Source organism: Immundisolibacter sp., assembly GCF_041625615.1.
Lineage (GTDB): Bacteria > Pseudomonadota > Gammaproteobacteria > Immundisolibacterales > Immundisolibacteraceae > Immundisolibacter.
Genome location: NZ_JBFJTF010000005.1, coordinates 1 through 16122 on the forward strand (window position 1 = coordinate 1; position 16122 = coordinate 16122).

The 16122-nt window shown below is 69.2% G+C and carries 17 protein-coding genes; 14 read left to right on the plus strand and 3 right to left on the minus strand.

Going from position 1 to position 16122, the window contains the following annotated elements; all coding sequences use genetic code 11:
- The 9 genes from ABYX71_RS00675 to hemF form a co-directional block, all read left to right on the plus strand.
- A partial coding sequence (locus ABYX71_RS00675; RefSeq protein ID WP_372693895.1) for an efflux RND transporter permease subunit occupies positions 1-2011 on the plus strand: 2011 nt, incomplete at its 5' end.
- Between the two features lie 2 nt (positions 2012-2013).
- Positions 2014-3378 carry an MFS transporter gene (locus ABYX71_RS00680; RefSeq protein WP_372693897.1) on the plus strand — a complete coding sequence of 455 codons (1365 nt, stop codon included), beginning with the start codon at positions 2014-2016 and terminating at the stop codon, positions 3376-3378.
- A gap of 27 nt (positions 3379-3405) precedes the next feature.
- Entirely contained in the window at positions 3406-4266 is an 861-nt protein-coding gene (gene prmA, locus ABYX71_RS00685) for a 50S ribosomal protein L11 methyltransferase (protein ID WP_372693899.1), read from the plus strand.
- 92 nt (positions 4267-4358) lie between these two features.
- Positions 4359-4919 carry a DUF3426 domain-containing protein gene (locus tag ABYX71_RS00690; RefSeq protein ID WP_372693900.1) on the plus strand — a complete coding sequence of 187 codons (561 nt, stop codon included), beginning with the start codon at positions 4359-4361 and terminating at the stop codon, positions 4917-4919.
- A 160-nt stretch (positions 4920-5079) separates the two neighbouring features.
- A complete protein-coding gene (locus tag ABYX71_RS00695; protein WP_372693902.1) occupies positions 5080-5373 on the plus strand; it encodes a helix-turn-helix domain-containing protein in 294 nt (97 codons plus the stop codon).
- Between the two features lie 72 nt (positions 5374-5445).
- The gene (gene purH / locus ABYX71_RS00700) at positions 5446-7005 is read left to right on the plus strand and encodes a bifunctional phosphoribosylaminoimidazolecarboxamide formyltransferase/IMP cyclohydrolase (RefSeq protein WP_372693904.1); all 1560 of its coding nucleotides are present in this window, start codon (positions 5446-5448) and stop codon (positions 7003-7005) included.
- Positions 7006-7011: 6 nt separating this feature from the next.
- On the plus strand, positions 7012-8082 hold the full coding sequence (locus ABYX71_RS00705; RefSeq protein WP_372693906.1) for a calcium/sodium antiporter: 1071 nt from the start codon (positions 7012-7014) through the stop codon (positions 8080-8082).
- Positions 8083-8106: 24 nt separating this feature from the next.
- Positions 8107-9399 carry a phosphoribosylamine--glycine ligase gene (gene purD / locus ABYX71_RS00710; RefSeq protein ID WP_372693908.1) on the plus strand — a complete coding sequence of 431 codons (1293 nt, stop codon included), beginning with the start codon at positions 8107-8109 and terminating at the stop codon, positions 9397-9399.
- 46 nt (positions 9400-9445) lie between these two features.
- Positions 9446-10357, plus strand: a complete 912-nt coding sequence (gene hemF / locus ABYX71_RS00715; RefSeq protein WP_372693910.1) for an oxygen-dependent coproporphyrinogen oxidase — start codon at positions 9446-9448, stop codon at positions 10355-10357.
- 10 nt (positions 10358-10367) lie between these two features.
- Here hemF and ABYX71_RS00720 read toward each other — a convergent pair whose 3' ends face one another.
- Positions 10368-11609: a murein hydrolase activator EnvC gene (locus ABYX71_RS00720; RefSeq protein ID WP_372693912.1), complete on the minus strand. Its 1242-nt coding sequence runs from the start codon at positions 11607-11609 to the stop codon at positions 10368-10370.
- Positions 11610-11704: 95 nt separating this feature from the next.
- Here ABYX71_RS00720 and ABYX71_RS00725 point away from each other — a divergent pair, with 95 nt between their 5' ends.
- The 4 genes from ABYX71_RS00725 to ABYX71_RS00740 are packed head-to-tail and all read left to right on the plus strand — an operon-like array spanning position 11705 to position 13921.
- The gene (locus ABYX71_RS00725; RefSeq protein ID WP_372693914.1) at positions 11705-12112 is read left to right on the plus strand and encodes a rhodanese-like domain-containing protein; all 408 of its coding nucleotides are present in this window, start codon (positions 11705-11707) and stop codon (positions 12110-12112) included.
- A gap of 35 nt (positions 12113-12147) precedes the next feature.
- Positions 12148-12399, plus strand: coding sequence for a glutaredoxin 3 (grxC, locus tag ABYX71_RS00730; protein WP_372693916.1), 252 nt, complete (start codon positions 12148-12150; stop codon positions 12397-12399).
- Between the two features lie 27 nt (positions 12400-12426).
- Positions 12427-12909 carry a protein-export chaperone SecB gene (gene secB, locus ABYX71_RS00735; RefSeq protein WP_372693918.1) on the plus strand — a complete coding sequence of 161 codons (483 nt, stop codon included), beginning with the start codon at positions 12427-12429 and terminating at the stop codon, positions 12907-12909.
- Positions 12910-12925: 16 nt separating this feature from the next.
- Positions 12926-13921, plus strand: a complete 996-nt coding sequence (locus ABYX71_RS00740; protein WP_372693920.1) for an NAD(P)H-dependent glycerol-3-phosphate dehydrogenase — start codon at positions 12926-12928, stop codon at positions 13919-13921.
- Positions 13922-13938: 17 nt separating this feature from the next.
- Here the strand turns inward: ABYX71_RS00740 and ABYX71_RS00745 are convergent, their stop codons facing one another.
- Positions 13939-14403, minus strand: a complete 465-nt coding sequence (locus tag ABYX71_RS00745) for a tRNA (cytidine(34)-2'-O)-methyltransferase (protein WP_372693922.1) — start codon at positions 14401-14403, stop codon at positions 13939-13941.
- Positions 14404-14415: 12 nt separating this feature from the next.
- Here ABYX71_RS00745 and ABYX71_RS00750 point away from each other — a divergent pair, with 12 nt between their 5' ends.
- The gene (locus ABYX71_RS00750) at positions 14416-15348 is read left to right on the plus strand and encodes a dihydroorotate dehydrogenase (protein WP_372693958.1); all 933 of its coding nucleotides are present in this window, start codon (positions 14416-14418) and stop codon (positions 15346-15348) included.
- A 44-nt stretch (positions 15349-15392) separates the two neighbouring features.
- Here ABYX71_RS00750 and ABYX71_RS00755 read toward each other — a convergent pair whose 3' ends face one another.
- A complete protein-coding gene (locus tag ABYX71_RS00755) occupies positions 15393-16100 on the minus strand; it encodes a ComF family protein (RefSeq protein WP_372693924.1) in 708 nt (235 codons plus the stop codon).
- Positions 16101-16122 lie beyond the last annotated feature (22 nt).

Here is a 16122-nt window from a genome sequence, read left to right on the forward strand (position 1 = left end):
GACGCTGATTCCGGTGCTGGTGATTCCGGTGTCGCTGATCGGATCGTTCGCAGTGATGTGGGCCCTCGGCTTCTCCATCAACGTCCTCACCCTGCTGGCGCTGGTACTCGCGATCGGCCTGGTGGTGGATGACGCCATCGTGGTGCTGGAGAACATCTACCGGCGCATCGAGGAAGGCCTGGCGCCGCGCGAGGCGGCGCTGGCCGGCGGTCGTGAGATTGGCTTCGCCGTGCTGGCCATGACCATCACGCTGGTGGCGGTGTTCGTGCCGATGGCGTTCCAGACCGGCACCACCGGCCGCCTGTTCCGCGAATTCGCGCTGGCGGTGGCGGGCGCGGTGGCGGTGTCCGGTTTCGTCGCGCTGACGCTGGTGCCGATGCTGTGCGGGCGCATTCTCAGGCACTCGCAGCACAACGCCGCCTACCAGTTCACGGAGCGGTTTTTCGTGGCGCTGAACCGTGGTTACGAGAAGACCTTGCGGTTCGCGCTCAACGCCTGGGTGCTGGTGCTGGTGGTGGCACTCGGGGTGGGCGGCGTCGGCGCCTGGATGTTCACGCAGCTGCAGTCCGAGCTGTCGCCGTTCGAGGACCGTTCGGATTTCGTGGTGCTGATGCTCGGGCCCGAGGGCGCCACCTACGACTACATGTACCGCAACATGCTGCAGGCGGAGCAGATACTGGCCGACGTGCCGGAGATGAAGACGCTGTTCATGGTGGTGTCGCCCGGGGTGGCGCGTCCGGCACCGGTCAATGTCGGCGCCTCGTTTGCCACCGTCGTGCCGTGGCAGGAGCGCACGCGCAGCCAGTTCGACATCACCCGCGAGCTGGCGCCGAAGCTCGGCGCCATGCCGGGCGTGCTGGCGTTTCCCATCAACCGTGCCTCGCTGGGCATGGGCGGCTACCGGGAAACGCCGGTGCAGTTCGTGATGCAGGCCGACACCTGGGAGGAGTTGCAGGTGGCGGTCGACACACTGATGGCGCGGGCGGCGCAGAACCCGGCGCTGATCAACCTCGACACGGACCTGAAGCTGAACAAGCCGCAGCTGAAGGTGGACGTGAACCGGGACAAGCTGGCCAATCTGGGCATCGGCGCCGCCGAGGTCGGCCGCACCCTGGAGACGTTGCTGGGCGGGCGCGAGGTGACGCGCTTCAAGCGCGCCGGCAAGCAGTACGACGTCGTCGTCAAGCTTACCGACGACGCGCGCCGTCAGCCCACCGACCTGACCGACATCTATCTGCGGGCCGGTGACGGTTCGCTGGTGCAGGTGGACAACGTTGCCACCCTGCGTGAGGCGGTCGCGCCACGCGAGCTGAATCATTTCAATCGCCTGCGGGCGGCCAAGATCAGCGCCAACATCGCGCCGGGGCACGCCCTGGGCGAGGTGCTGGACTGGCTGGCGCGCGAGGCTCGGCAGATCCTGCCGCCGGGCGGGCGCATCGACTACGACGGCATCTCGCGCGAGTTCAAGGAAGCCAGCCAGGCGTTGATCTTCACGTTCGGTCTGGCGCTCGTGTTCATCTACCTGGTGCTGTCGGCGCAGTTCGAAAGCTTCCGCGATCCACTGGTGATTCTGCTGTCGGTGCCGCTGGCGGTGGTCGGCGCCGTCGCCGCGCTGTATCTGACCGGCAACACCCTGAACGTCTACAGCCAGATCGGCATGGTGATGCTGATCGGTCTGACCGCCAAGAACGGCATCCTCATCGTCGAGTTCACGCGCCAGTTGCGTGCTGGCGGCATGGCGGCCAAGGAGGCGCTGGTGCGCGCCTCCGTGTTGCGCCTGCGGCCGATCATGATGACCTCGGCCACCATGCTGCTGGCGGCGGTGCCGCTGGCCCTCGCCCGGGGAGCCGGTGCCGAAACACGGCACCCGATCGGCTGGGTGATCATTGGCGGTTTGTTGGTCGGGTCTGTCTTCAGCCTGTACGTGGTGCCCGTGGTGTACATGCTCCTGGCCGGGCGGCGAGAGGCACGTGTCGGTGAGACGGCCACGCCGCGACCCCACGCGGTCTAGCGGTGGTCGCCCACCAAGGCGGCGCACGGCCAGGCCTTGCGCTGCTGCTGATTCCACTGGCCAGCTTTCTGGGGCCGTTCATCGCCACCGGCATCGTGGTCGCGCTGCCGCAGATCGCCGAGGCGCGCGGCTTCTCCGCGGCGCAGGCCGGCTGGTACACCAGCGCCTATTTCGTGACCGCGGCGGTGTTCATGATGCCGGTGGCGCGGGCCGGCGACCTGTACGGCCGCGGACCGGTGCTGGCCTTGGGCGCGGCCACCATCGCGCTGACCAGCCTGTTGTGTGCCTGGGTGGTGGATCCAATCGCGCAGATCGGTCTGCGTCTGGTTCAGGGCGCCGGCTCGGCGTGCGTGTTTGGCACCAGTTCGGCGTTGCTGGCGCAATTGGTGCCGCCCAGTCGCCGCGGACGGGTGATCGGATTCAACATCACGGTGACCTACGTGGGTCTCACCGCCGGTCCGGCGCTGGGCGGTGTGTTGACGCAGGCGTTCGGGTGGCAGTCGCTGTTCTATCTGACCGGCGTGACAGGTCTGCTGGTGGCGCTGGCGCTGTGGCGCGGGCTGCCGTCGACGCGGGCCAGCGGTCATGGCGGGCGCTTTGACCTGACCGGGGCGCTGCTGCTGGGGGCGGCTCTGGGTGTGTTCTGGCTCGCTTCCGGCCGCCCGCAGCACTGGGATGCGCTGGTTCTGCTGGTGCTGGCCGGCGTCTTGCTGTGGCTGTTCGTTGCCCACCAACGGCGTGCAACGGACCCGTTGATCGACCTGCGCCTGCTGGCGCCCGGCCAGGGCTTGCGCTACTCCGCCAGCGCGGCGCTGTTGCATTACAGCGGCGTGTTCGGCCTGAGTTACGTGCTCAGCCTGGTGCTGCAGCAGGGGATGGGCAGCGGCGCGGCGCGCACCGGCCTGCTGCTGGCCGTCCAGCCGGTGCTGCAGACGGTGTTGGCGACGCCGGCCGGACGCCTGGCCGACCGTCTGCCGGCGCGTTACCTGACGGTGGGTGGTCTCGTGCTGACGTCGACCGGGCTGGCGCTGGTGACGCTGGTCGGGGTGACCGGCGTCTATGGCCTGCTGCCGGTGGCGCTGGGCTGCATTGGTGTCGGTACGGCACTGTTCGTGCCGCCGAACCAGCACGCCGCACTGGGTGCGGTGCCGCCGTCGGCGTTCGGCCTGGCGGCCGGCGTCATGCAGACCGCGCGCTTGGTCGGCCAGATGGCCAGCATGGCGCTGGCGGTCCTGTTGCTGGGACTGTTCGAGCCGTTGTCGGCGACCGATCACCGGCACGCCCTGACGGCAGCCGGCGCGGTGTTCCTTGCCTTGTGCCTGGGGGCGTTGACGGCGGCAGCCCGGCGCCCGGTGGTCCAGCCCTGATGCGCCGTTCGAGGTTGGGAGAATGATGTGGACTGGCTGAACATCGAGTTCTTGGCGCCGGCGATGCGGCACGCGCACGTGTGCGACCTGCTGGAGGCGGCCGGAGCGCTGGCGGTGACCAGCCTTGATGCCGCCGACTGTCCGGTGCTGGAGCCGGCGCCGGGGCAGACGCCGTTGTGGCCCGAGGTACGGGTGGTGGCGCTGTTTGCCGGCGACTACGACCCGCAGCCGTTGCAGGCGTTGCTGCGTGCCGGTGGCTTGGTGGCCGTCAGCTGCGAACCGTTGACCGACGACGACTGGGTGCGCCGTGGCCAGGACGTGACGGTGCGCCATTTCGGCGGGCGCTTGTGGGTGTGCCCGGCGGATGCGCCGGCGCCGGCGCCGGATGCCTGCGTGTTGCGCCTGGATGCCGGGTTGGCGTTCGGCACCGGGTCACACCCCACCACCGCCGGGTGCCTGCGCTGGCTGGCCGAGCACCCACCGCGCCATCTCGAGGTCGTCGACTACGGCTGCGGCTCCGGCATTCTGGCGGTGGCGGCGGCGTTGCTGGGCGCCCGTCATGTGCAGGCCACCGACCTGGATCCGCAGGCGCTGCGCGCCACGGCCGACAACGCCGGACGCAATGCGGTGGCGGACCGGGTGCACGCATGTGAACCGGCGGCGCTGTCGGCGCCGGTGGATCTGGTGCTGGCCAACATACTGGCGCCGGTGCTGATCGACCTGGCGCCAAGCCTGGTGGCGTTGCTGCGCCCCGGCGGGGTTTTGCTACTATCCGGCGTGCTCGAATCTCAGCTGGAAGGCCTTGTGTCCGCATATTCGCCGGCTCTGCAGTTCAGGCCCGCCCGTGTCGATCAGGGGTGGGTGTGTGTGGAGGCCGTAAAACAGTGAACGCGCAGGCGGCGTTGTTGCGATGCCCTGCGTGCGGCACGGTGTTCCGCGCGCCGCCGCAACTTCCGTCGCATCGCAGGGTGCGCTGTGGTGTGTGCCACGAACTGTTCAGCGCGCCGGTGTCGGATACCGACCCCATACCGCGTCCCGCCTACGCCTCGGCGGCAGCGGCGACGGGTGCCGGTGGCGGCGGCATCGTGCGGGCCGGTGCGCTGGTCGCGCTGGTGCTGCTGCTGGTGGCCCAACTGGCATGGTTGGCGCGCGACCGGCTGGTGGTTTATCCACGCTTTCACGCGCTGTATGGCGTGGTCTGTCACTACCTGGGCTGCCAGGTGCCGGCATTTCGCGACCTGTCCGCCATCGACATAAGCGCCGCCCGGGTCACCTCGCATCCCGAGTATGCCGACGCGCTGCTGGCGGTGGTGTCGCTGCGCAACCAGGCGCAGGCGGCACAGCCGTGGCCGCGGCTGGCGCTGTCTCTGACGGCGCCCGACGGCAGCACTGTGGCGGGGCGTCTGTTCGAGCCAGCCGAGTTTCTGCCGGCGTTGAACCAGGGCGAAGAAATGTTCGCCGCCGATGCCGCCGTGCACGTCCGCTTGCCGTTGGCGGACCCCGGTACCGAGGCGGCGAGTTTCCGTTTCACAGTGCACTGACAGGCCGCCGCGGCTGCCACGGCCGGTCGCATTGGGCTACCATGGCGCCCCGGTTGCTACCCGCGGGCAACGCGACCGGCTCTGAACTGATCAACGGACCTGCCCCCGTCGTGTCGGACGTTGTGTCGGCCTCGCGGCGGCGTTCCCAGGGAGCCTAAGAATGAAGCCTGCCGATGTCAGCGTTCCTGCGGATCAGGGTTTGGCGGTGCCGCTGCCTGGCACCTGCGCCGACCAGCCGCTGGGGCAGTGCGTCGAGACCACGGTGCGCCGTTACCTGGACGCGCTGGGCGACAGCAGCCCCACCGACTTGTACCAGTTGCTGCTGTCACAGATCGAAAAGCCCTTGTTGGCGGTAGTGATGGAGCGCGCGCGCGGCAACCGTTGCCGTGCTGCCGAGATGCTTGGCATCAACCGCAACACCCTGCGCAAGAAGCTGCAGCAGTACGGGCTTTGAGTTGAATGTATTGACGGTGTGTCGGCAGGGTGCCGCACGCCGCGTTTTTGCTTTTCTCCTGACAGGTTTGCCGTGACACACAGCGTACGCCGCGCCCTGCTCAGCGTGTCGGACAAGACGGGCGTGGTGGATCTCGCCCGCCGCCTGGCCGCCCTGGGCATTGAGCTCGTTTCCACCGGTGGCACCTGCCGCGCCCTGCGCGAGGCCGGGCTTACGGTGCAGGAGGTGGCCGAGGTCACCGGATTTCCGGAAATCATGGATGGCCGGGTCAAGACCCTGCATCCGCTGATCCATGGCGGGCTGCTCGGCCGGCGTGGCCCGGACGACGCGGTGATGGCGGCGCACGGCATCGCGCCGATCGACCTGCTGGTGCTGAACCTGTACCCGTTCGAGGCCACCGTGGCGCGTCCCGATTGCACGCTGGAGGAGGCCGTCGAGCAGATCGACATCGGCGGACCGGCCATGCTGCGCGAGGCGGCCAAGAACTTCCGTCACCTGGCGGTGCTGACCGAGCCGGCGCAGTACGACGCCGCCATCGGCCAGATCGAGGCCAGCGGCGGGGTGGGGGACGCCGAGCGTTTCGCGCTGGCGGTGGCGGCCTTCAATCACGTCGCCAATTACGACGCCGCCATCAGCGATTACCTGTCCTCGATCGGTCCGGACGGTGCGCGCGGCGAGTTCCCGGGGCAGGCCAACGGCCGCTTCGTGAAGGTGATGGACCTGCGTTACGGCGAGAACCCGCATCAGCAGGCGGCGTTCTATCGCGATCTGTACCCGGCGCCCGGTACGCTGGCCACGTTCAGGCAGCTGCAGGGCAAGGCGCTTTCCTACAACAACCTGACCGATGCCGATGCCGCCTGGGAGGCGGTGCGCAGCTTCCAGGCGCCGGCCTGCGTGATCGTGAAGCACGCCAACCCCTGCGGTGTGGCGCTGGGCGCCAACCTGGCCGAGGCGTACGAGCGCGCCCATGCCTGTGACCCGACGTCCGCTTTCGGGGGCATCATCGCCTTCAACGGGCCACTCGACGCTGCCGCGGCCGAGGCCATCATCGGCCGGCAGTTCGCCGAGGTCATCATCGCCCCGGCGGTGGACGCCAGCGCCCTGGCGGTGACCGCCGGCAAGCCGAACATCCGTGTGCTGGAGATACCGCCGGGTGACGGGCGCAACACGCACGAGGTCAAGCGGGTCGGCTCCGGCATGCTCATTCAGACTGCCGACACGCACGTGCTGGCTGCGAGCGATCTCAAGGTCGTCACGCGCCGCGCGCCCACGGCCGCTGAACTCGACGACCTGGTGTTTGCCTGGGAGGTGGCCAAGTACGTCAAGTCCAACGCCATCGTCTATGCCGGTGACCGGCGCACGCTGGGCATCGGCGCCGGGCAGATGTCTCGCGTCGACTCGGCGCGCATCGCCGCGCTGAAGGCGGCCGAGGCGGCGTTTGAACTGACCGGCGCGGTGATGGCGTCGGATGCGTTTTTCCCTTTCCGCGACGGCCTCGACGCCGCCGCGGAACGTGGTATCGCGGCCGTCATCCAGCCCGGAGGCTCGATGCGTGACGCCGAGGTGATCGCCGCCGCCGACGAACACGGCATGGCCATGGTGTTCACCGGCGTGCGCCACTTCCGTCACTGAGGCGGCATGCAGACCGCTTTATTGCTCATCGTCGGCCTGGTCCTGCTGCTCGGCGGCGCCGAACTGATGATCCGTGGCGCCACGCGGCTGGCGGTGGCTACCGGTCTGTCACCGCTGGTGGTGGGCCTGACCGTGATGGCGTTCGGCACCAGTGCGCCCGAGCTGGCAATCGGCGTCGATGCGGCGCTCAGCGGTGTGCCGGCCATCGCCGTCGGCAACGTGGTCGGTAGCAACATCGCCAACGTGCTGCTGATACTGGGCCTGAGCGCACTGGTGGCGCCGCTGCTGGTGGCGCGCCAGTTGATCCGGTTGGACGTGCCCGTGATGCTGGCAGTGTCGGTGCTGGTCATGGCTCTGGCCTACGACGGGCGTATCGGCCGTGTCGAAGGGGCGGCGCTGGTGCTCGGGGCAGTGGCCTACACGGTTGTGCTGATCCGTCTGGCGCGGCGCGAGTCGGCGGCTGCCCGGGCGGCCGAGGATGTCCCCGATCCGAGCGTGCGCGCGGTGTGGTGGCGTGACCTGGCGCTGGTGTGCGTCGGCCTGCTGGTGCTGGTGCTGGGCGCGCGCGCGCTGGTGACGGCGGCCGTGTCCATTGCGTTGGGGCTCGGCATCAGCGAACTGGTGGTGGGTCTCACGGTGGTGGCCGTGGGCACCTCGCTGCCGGAAATCGCCGCGTCCGCCGTGGCCACGATGCGGGGTCAGGGTGAGATGGCGGTCGGCAACGTGGTGGGCAGCAATATCTACAACCTGCTGGTGGTGCTCGGCGCGAGCGCCGCGGTTGCCACGGGCGGGATGCCGGTCAGCGCGGCGGCGCGCACCTTCGATCTGCCGGTGATGACGGGGGTGGCGTTCGCCTGCCTGCCGATTTTCTTCAGCGGGCACCGCATCGCCCGTTGGGAAGGCGGCCTGTTCCTGGGCTACTACATCGCCTATACCGCGTATCTGTTGCTGGACGGGACCGGCCATGACGCCGCGCCACTGTTCGGACGGGTGATGATGGGATTCGTGGTGCCGCTGACGGTGGTCACGCTGGCGGTGGTGACGGTGCGCGCCTGGCGCGCCCGGCACGCCGGCTGAACGTTATCTGGAAGAGGACGATCCGTGAAACTTCTGGTGATTGGCTCGGGTGGCCGTGAGCACGCCCTGGCCTGGAAATTGGCGCAATCGCCACGTGTGCAGCAGGTGTTTGTGGCGCCCGGTAACGCCGGGACTGCCGGTGAGCCGAAGGTAGCCAACGTCGACATCGCCGCCGAGGACGTGGCTGGCCTGCTGGCGTTTGCGCAGCAAGAGCGCATCGATCTGACCGTGGTCGGTCCCGAAGCGCCCCTGGTGGCGGGCGTGGTGGATGCCTTTGCTGCCGCCGGGCGGCGGTGTTTCGGGCCGCGCCAGGCGGCGGCGCAGTTGGAGGGCAGCAAGGCGTTTGCCAAGGATTTCCTGCGCCGGCACCGCATTCCCACCGCCGGGTACGAGACCTTCGACGACCTCGCGGCGGCCCTGGACCATGTCGAGCGGCGGCCGCTGCCGATGGTGATCAAGGCCGATGGGTTGGCTGCCGGCAAGGGCGTGGTGATCTGCGACAGCCGCGAGCAGGCGCGCGCCGCGCTGCAGGCAATGCTCGGCGAAGGTGCCTTCGGTGGCGCCGGCGCGCGGGTGGTGGTCGAGGACTTCCTGGACGGCGAGGAAGCGAGCTTCATCGTCATGGTCGACGGTGGGCATATCCTGCCGTTGGCCAGTTCGCAGGATCACAAAGCACGCGACGACGGGGACCGTGGCCCGAATACCGGTGGCATGGGGGCCTATTCGCCGGCGCCGGTGGTGACCGGGCCGGTGCACGCGCGCATCCTGCGCGAGGTGATCGAGCCGACCGTGGCGGCCCTGGCTGCCGAGGGCACGCCCTACACGGGGTTTCTGTATGCCGGTGTCATGATCGACGTCAACGGTGCCCCGCGCGTGCTCGAGTTCAATTGCCGCCTGGGCGACCCGGAAACGCAACCCCTGCTGCTGCGCCTGCGTTCGGACCTGGTGGGTCTGATCGAGGCGGCCCTCGATGGCCGGCTCGACCGGGTCGAGGCCGAGTGGGATGCGCGACCGGCGCTGGGCGTGGTGCTGGCGGCGGCCGGCTATCCCGGGGATTACGCCAAGGGCACGCCGATACCGGCCTTGCCCCGGCCGGATCCGGCGGATGCCAAGGTGTTTCACGCCGGTACGGCCCTGCGGGACGCGCGGGTGGTGACCGCGGGCGGCCGGGTGCTGTGCGCCACCGCCCTGGGTGACACCGTGGCGCAGGCGCAGCAGGCGGCCTATGCGCTGGTGCGGGACGTTGCCTGGCCGCAGGCGTACTACCGCAGTGACATCGGTTACCGGGCGGTGGCGCGCGAGCAGGCGACGGATTGACGGCGTGCCGGCAGGGGGCCGGGACGCCTTCGAGCAGGATGACACGATGAGCACGGTCGACGTCGCGGCGGTTGCCGCCTATCTCACGGATCTGCAGGATCGTATCTGCGCCATGCTGGAGGCCGAGGACGGCCGGGCGCGCTTCCTTGAGGATTCCTGGCAGCACGCCGCCGGCGGTGGCGGGCGCACGCGTGTGCTGGAAGGCGGCGCAGTCATCGAGCGGGGCGCTGTGAACTTCTCGCACGTGCACGGCTCGGCGTTGCCGGGCACCGCCAGCGAACGCCACCCGGGGCTCGCCGGCTGTCGGTTCGAGGCGCTGGGGGTGTCTTTGGTCACCCATCCGCTGAATCCCTACGTGCCGACGTCGCATGCCAATGTGCGCCTGTTCGTGGCGCACCGGCCGGACGACGCCCCGGTGTGGTGGTTCGGCGGTGGCTTCGACCTCACCCCGTACTACGGTTTCGACGAGGACTGCGTGTTCTGGCACCGTCAGGCACAGGCTGCCTGCGCGCCGTTCGGCGTCGAGCTGTATCCGCGCCTGAAGCGCTGGTGCGACGAGTATTTCTGCAATCACCACCGGGGTGAGCAGCGGGGCATCGGCGGCATCTTCTTCGACGATTACGACGCCGGCGGCTTCGCGCGGGCATTCGCCTTCCTGCGCAGCGTCGGCGAACACTACATCACTGCCTATCAGCCGCTGGTGGCGCGTCGCAAGCACACCGCCTACGGCGAGCGCGAACGCGACTTTCAGCTGTTCCGGCGCGGTCGCTACGTGGAATTCAACCTGCTGCACGACCGTGGCACGCGCTTTGGTATCCAAAGCGGTGGCCGGGCGGAGTCGATCCTGGTGTCCATGCCGGCGTTGGCATCCTGGCGTTACCGCTGGCAGGCCGAGCCCGGAACGCCGGAGGCGGAGCTGACCGAGAAATACCTCAGGCCACGCGACTGGTTGGCCTGACGGCGTCGGTTCAGCTGCCGCACCAGGCGGCCGGGTTGACCGGCTTGCCACGGTGGCGAATCTCGAAATACACGCCGCTGGCATCGCCCCGGTCACCCACGGTGGCGATGACCTCGCCTCCACGCACGCGCTGGCCGGGCCGTTTGAGTACGGCATCGTTGTAACCGTAAAGGCTCATGTAGCCTTCGCCGTGATCGACGATGACCAGCAGGCCGTAACCGCCCAGTACGTCGGCATATACGACCTTCCCGGCGTGGATGCTGCGCACCGAGGCGCCGGGCTTGGCATCGATCACCACGCCGTCCCAGCGGGTACGTCCGCTTGCCCGTGAGCTGCCGTAATTCGCCTTGAGGCGGCCGCTGATCGGCCACGGCAGGCGCCTGCGCAGCGCCGAGAAGCGCTGGCCGGACAAGGTGGGTGTGGGCTCGGCGCTCACCAGCGGGCCGAGCTTGGCACCATCGGCCGGCGTTTTGTCGCGGCGCGCGCGCTGGCGTTCCTGCTCGCGTTCGCGCTCGCGCGCTGCACGCCGGGCGATGTCCCGCAGCAGCGCGTTCAACTCGCGGCGATCCTTTTCCAGCGCCTGTACCCGCTGTTCGCCGCGGTTCACCTGTTCCTCGGCGCGCGCCAGTAACGCCTTGCGTTCCTCGCGCCGCGCCGCGAGCTGCTGCTGCTGCCGTTCGAGATCCTGCTGCCGCTGCGCCAGCGTGTCCGCATCGGCGGCGATCTGCAGCTCGCGCTCGGCGAAGCGGTCCAGCTGGGCCTGCAGGGTCTCCAGGCGCGTTACCTGCGCCTGTGCCAGGTAACGCTGGTAGCGCAGGTGGCGCGCCAACACGGTGGGGTCCTGCTGTTTCAGCAGCAGTTTCAGGCGGTCCCCGGCGCCGCCCCGCGCGGCCAGCGCCAGGCTGCGAGCGAGCGTGTGGCGGCGGCGTTCGATGTCCGCCTGCGCGGCCTCCTGCTGGGTGCGCAGCTCGCGCAGTCGCTGTTCGACGGCGTTGACTTCTGCCTGTGTCTGGCGCAGGCGAGCGTTGACCTGCGCCACCTGGCGATCGGCCTCGGCCAGGCGTTCGCGCAGGTTGTCGCGTTCGAACAGTTGTTTGCGCAAGGTGCCCACGGCCTGGCCAAGTTCCTCGGTCAGGCGTTCCAGGCGTGACTTGGCTTGCGCCGCTTCGTCGGCGCGGGCCGGTGTGATGCCGCACAGCAGCAGTACGACGGCCAGGCCGACCGGCAGCAGAATATTGGGGACGATGGACACCGGGCCGGACGGTCGGGGTGAATCAGGCAGCGCGCATAGTAAACTTTCGCTCGCGCTGCTCCCAGCGCCGCGTTTTGCCCGAGTGTTTTCCCCGCATGGCTTTCATTCTCGCCAATATCGAATTGTTCGCAGCCTTCACCTGCGTGGCCGCCCTGCTGTGGCTCACCTATCAGGTCGAGGGTTTGCTCGGTTACCGCAGCGTGCCGCCCGGTGACGCGGTACGCCTGATCAATGACGGCGCCACGGTGCTGGACTTGCGCCCGGCGGAGCAGTTCGCCGCCGGTCACCTGGCCAGTGCGGTTAACCTCGCGCCGGACGCGGCTGCCGGCTGGTTGGCCAAGCAGCGCAAGGCCAAGCAGCGCCCGGTGGTGCTGGTGACATCGCCGCGTCAGTCACTGTTCGGCCTGGCGCGCGCGCTGCGCGGGCAGGGCGTGGAACAGGTGTATGTGCTCAAGGGCGGCGTCGGTGGCTGGGCCCAGGCGCAGCTGCCACTGGTGAAATGACCCGTCGCCACGTTTCAGGTTCAGGATTGTCAGTCATGGTCACGATTTATACCGGCGCGCTGTGTGGCTACTGCGCCATGGCAAAGCGATTGCTGCAGGACAAGGGCGTCGCTTTCACCGAAATTCCGGTGGACATGGACCCGGCGCGGCGCGCCGAGATGGAACAGCGTAGCGGGCGACGCACGGTGCCGCAGATTTTCGTCGGTGAGCACCACGTCGGAGGCTATGACGATCTCGCTGCCCTGGAGCGGGCCGGAAGGCTGGACGCCCTGCTGGCCGGCGAGTAACCGCTTTTTACGTTCGAGGAAATTTCCATGTCCGATTCGGCCGGCGCGGCTGCCCAGGCGCCGCAGGCGCAGTTCAACATCCGCCGCATTTACCTGAAGGACATGTCCTTCGAGTCGCCCAAGGCTCCGCAGATATTCGACAGCAACGCGCAGCCGCAGATCGACCTGCAGTTGGGGGCGGGTGCCGCGCAGGTGGGCGAGAACCTGCACGAGGTGGTGGTCAACGTCACCGCCACGGTGCGCAGTGGCGAAGACACGGTGTTTCTGGTCGAAGTCCAGCAGGCCGGCCTGTTCCACATCGAGAACGTCGCACCCGAGCAGCTGGGCTGGGTTCTGGGCGTGACCTGTCCGAACGTGTTGTTTCCCTATGCCCGCCAGGTGGTGTCGGACGCGACGGTGGCCGGCGGGTTCCCGCCGCTGCTGCTGTCGCCGGTGAACTTCGAGGCGCTGTATCAGCAGCATCTGCAGCGCCAGCAGGGCGCAGCGGGCGACGGTCAGGTCACTCACTGATCCGGCCGACTCGGTCGTGACCGACACACTGGCGGTACTGGGCGCCGGCTCGTGGGGCACGGCGCTGGCCATCGCGCTGGCGCGCCGCGGTCATGCCGTTCGCCTGTGGACGCGGAGCGCCGCTGATGCCGCGGCCATGAACGCGCTGCGTGTGAACGCGCGCTATCTGCCGGATCTGGTGCTGCCGACCGGAGTGACGGCCACGGCCGCGCTCGACGCGGCGGTGGCGGGTGCCGACGGCGTGCTGGTGGCGGTGCCAAGCAGTGCCTTTCGGGAACTCCTGCGGCAGTTGGCGCCGCTGGCCGACTGGCGGCAGCTGGCCTGGGCCAGCAAGGGCTTCGAACGCGATTCCGGGAACCTGTTGCACGAGGTGCTGGCCGAGGAATTGGGCCCCCAGGTGGAAGGTGTCGTGATTTCCGGCCCGAGTTTTGCCGCCGAGGTGGCCCTGAATCTGCCGACGGCGCTGGTGGTTGCCGCCCGGCAGGCGGCGGATGCCGACGCCTGGGTGCGGCGTCTGCATGGCGACGCGCTGCGCGCCTATCGCAGTGATGATCCGATTGGTGTGCAGGTGGGCGGTGCGGTCAAGAACGTGCTGGCGATCGCCGCCGGTATGGCCGACGGTGCCGGGTTCGGCGCCAATGCGCGGGCGGCGCTGGTGACGCGCGGCCTGGTCGAAGTGCAGCGGCTCGGCGTGGCGCTGGGCGCCCAGCCGCAGACGCTGCTGGGCCTGGGTGGTCTTGGTGACCTGCTGCTGACCTGCACCGACGACCAGTCCCGCAACCGGCGGCTGGGGCTGGCCTTGGCGGCGGGCAAGACCCTGCAGCAGGCCAGCGAGGCGCTGGGGCAGGTGGCCGAGGGTGCGGTCACCGTCCGGGCCGTACAGCGCCTGGCGCAGCGATTCACGGTGCAGATGCCCATCTGTGCGGCGGTGTACAGCGTGTTGTACGAGGGATGCGCGGCGCGTGACGCCATGCAGGCGCTGCTGGCGCGCGCGCCCACGGACGAGTTCTGAAGTCAGGCCGTATGCGGTCAGCTGGCGCCTGCGTAGCCGTGCTGGCGCCAGGCCTCGAATACCGTGACCGCCACCGCGTTCGACAGGTTGAGGCTGCGGCTTCCGGGGCGCATGGGCAGCCGGAGTATCTGCGTTGGCGCCAGGGCGTCCAGCACGGTGTCCGGCAGGCCGCTGGTCTCGGCGCCGAACAGCAGGGCGTCGCCCGGCTGATAGGCCACATCCGCAAAGGCGCGCCGGCCGCGGGTGCTGAACGCCCACAGCCGTGGGTGGCCGAGCGCGGTCAGGCAGGCGGCCAGGTCTGGATGGCGGCGCACGCTGGCGTACTCGTGGTAGTCGAGGCCGGCGCGGCGCAGGCGCGCATCGTCCGGCTCGAAGCCGAGCGGCTCGACCAGGTGCAGGGCGGCGCCGGTGTTGGCGCACAGCCGTATGATGTTTCCGGTATTGGGCGGAATCTGTGGTGACAAGAGAATGACGTGGAACACGGGCACCAGATGCTGAGCGAAGCCGAGTTGCTGCGCACCGAATTTTGCGGCCTGCAGATGCGCACGCCGCTGGTGCTGCTGTCCGGCTGTGTGGGATTCGGGCAGGAATATACGCGTGTCGCCGGCTTCAGCCACAGCGACGTGGGCATGGTGGTGCTCAAGGGCACCACGCTGGAGCCGCGCCTGGGTAACGCGCCGCACCGCTTGGCCGAGACCCCGGAGGGCATGCTGAACGCCATCGGGTTGCAGAATCCGGGCGCGCGGGCGGTGGTGCGCGACATTCTGCCGCGACTGGATTATTCCCAGACGCTGTACGCCGCCAACGTGTCCGGCGCCACGGTGGAAGAGTACGCCGAGGTGACGCGCATCTTCGACGACTCACCGGTCGCCGCGATCGAGCTGAACATCTCGTGCCCCAACGTCAAGGCCGGTGGCGTGCAGTTTGGCAACGATCCGGATATGTCGGCGCGCGTGGTCAGCGCGTGTCGAGAAATGACCCGCAAGCCGCTGATTACAAAGCTATCGCCAAATCAGACCGACATTGCCGAGAACGCCCGCCGCTGCATCGAGGCGGGAACCGATGCGTTCGCTGCCATCAACACGCTGCAGGGCATGGCCATCGACCTCAAGGCCCGTCGGCCGGTGCTCGGCAACCGTCAGGGTGGCTTGTCCGGGCCGGCGATCAAGCCCGTGGCGCTGCTCAAGGTTCGCCAGGTATACGAGGTGGCGAAGGCGCACGGCGTGCCGATCATCGGCCAGGGAGGCGTGGCGGGTGCCGACGATGCGCTCGAGTTCCTGCTGGCCGGCGCCAGCGCGGTGGGTGTCGGAACGGCGCTGTTCTACGACCCGCTGATCTGCCCGACCATCAACGCCGGCATCATCGACTACCTGCGTGCAGGCCGGCACGCGGGGGTGGGGGAGCTGGTCGGCGCGCTGGCCTGGTAGCGAGGGCGGGCGGTGCCCGTCGCCACACCTCGCCCGACGGCAGCTCAGCGACCGGCCCGGCACAGTGCCCATACGTCGACCCGTGCCACGCCGGCGCGCTTCAGTGCCGTGGCCAGCGCCCCTACGGTGGCGCCGGTGGTCATGACATCGTCCACGATCGCGACGTGGTCCAGCGCCAGCAGGGGCGACACGTCGAATGCGCCGCGCAGGTTGCGTCGGCGCTGCGCCGGCGCCAGGCCGGACTGCGGCGCGGTGTGCCGCTGGCGCCGGCAACGGTGGCTTTCGACCGGAATGCTCAGGCGCCGGCCGACCTCGCGGGTGAGCACCTGCGCCTGGTCGTAGCCGCGCTGGCGCAGGCGGGCGTCGTGCAGTGGCACCGGCATCAGTGCCTGTGGTCGCGGCCATTGGCCGTTGCGGGCCGCCTCGGCCAGCAGGGCGCCGGTCAGGCGGGCGAGACCCAGGCGCCCGCCGAACTTCAGGCCCTGCACCAGCCGGTCCAGCGGTGGCGCGTAATGGAAGGCCGCGTGGGCAGCATGCTGTGGCGGTGCGCGGCGCAGACAGCGGCCGCACACACTGCTCAGCGGCAAGGGTTCCGCGCACAGCCGGCAGGCGTGGCCCAGCCACGGCAGGTCCGCGCGGCAATCCGTGCACAGCGGCAGCCGGCGGTCACCCTCGGCGCCGCACAGGGTGCACTGCGGCGGCAACACGAACGCCAGCAGGGCGTCGAGCTTTTCGTCAACTTTTCTTCGCATGCCAGGTTGACAAGGGTCGGCC

What these genes read in the sequence shown, in the direction of transcription:
- ABYX71_RS00695 (WP_372693902.1), top strand. Translation starts at nt 5,080, where the DNA reads ATGAAGCCTGCCGATGTCAGCGTTCCTGCGGATCAGGGTTTGGCGGTG.
- ABYX71_RS00705 (WP_372693906.1), top strand. Translation starts at nt 7,012, where the DNA reads ATGCAGACCGCTTTATTGCTCATCGTCGGCCTGGTCCTGCTGCTCGGC.
- hemF (WP_372693910.1), top strand. Translation starts at nt 9,446, where the DNA reads ATGAGCACGGTCGACGTCGCGGCGGTTGCCGCCTATCTCACGGATCTG.
- ABYX71_RS00725 (WP_372693914.1), top strand. Translation starts at nt 11,705, where the DNA reads ATGGCTTTCATTCTCGCCAATATCGAATTGTTCGCAGCCTTCACCTGC.
- grxC (WP_372693916.1), top strand. Translation starts at nt 12,148, where the DNA reads ATGGTCACGATTTATACCGGCGCGCTGTGTGGCTACTGCGCCATGGCA.
- secB (WP_372693918.1), top strand. Translation starts at nt 12,427, where the DNA reads ATGTCCGATTCGGCCGGCGCGGCTGCCCAGGCGCCGCAGGCGCAGTTC.
- ABYX71_RS00755 (WP_372693924.1), bottom strand. Translation starts at nt 16,100, where the DNA reads ATGCGAAGAAAAGTTGACGAAAAGCTCGACGCCCTGCTGGCGTTCGTG.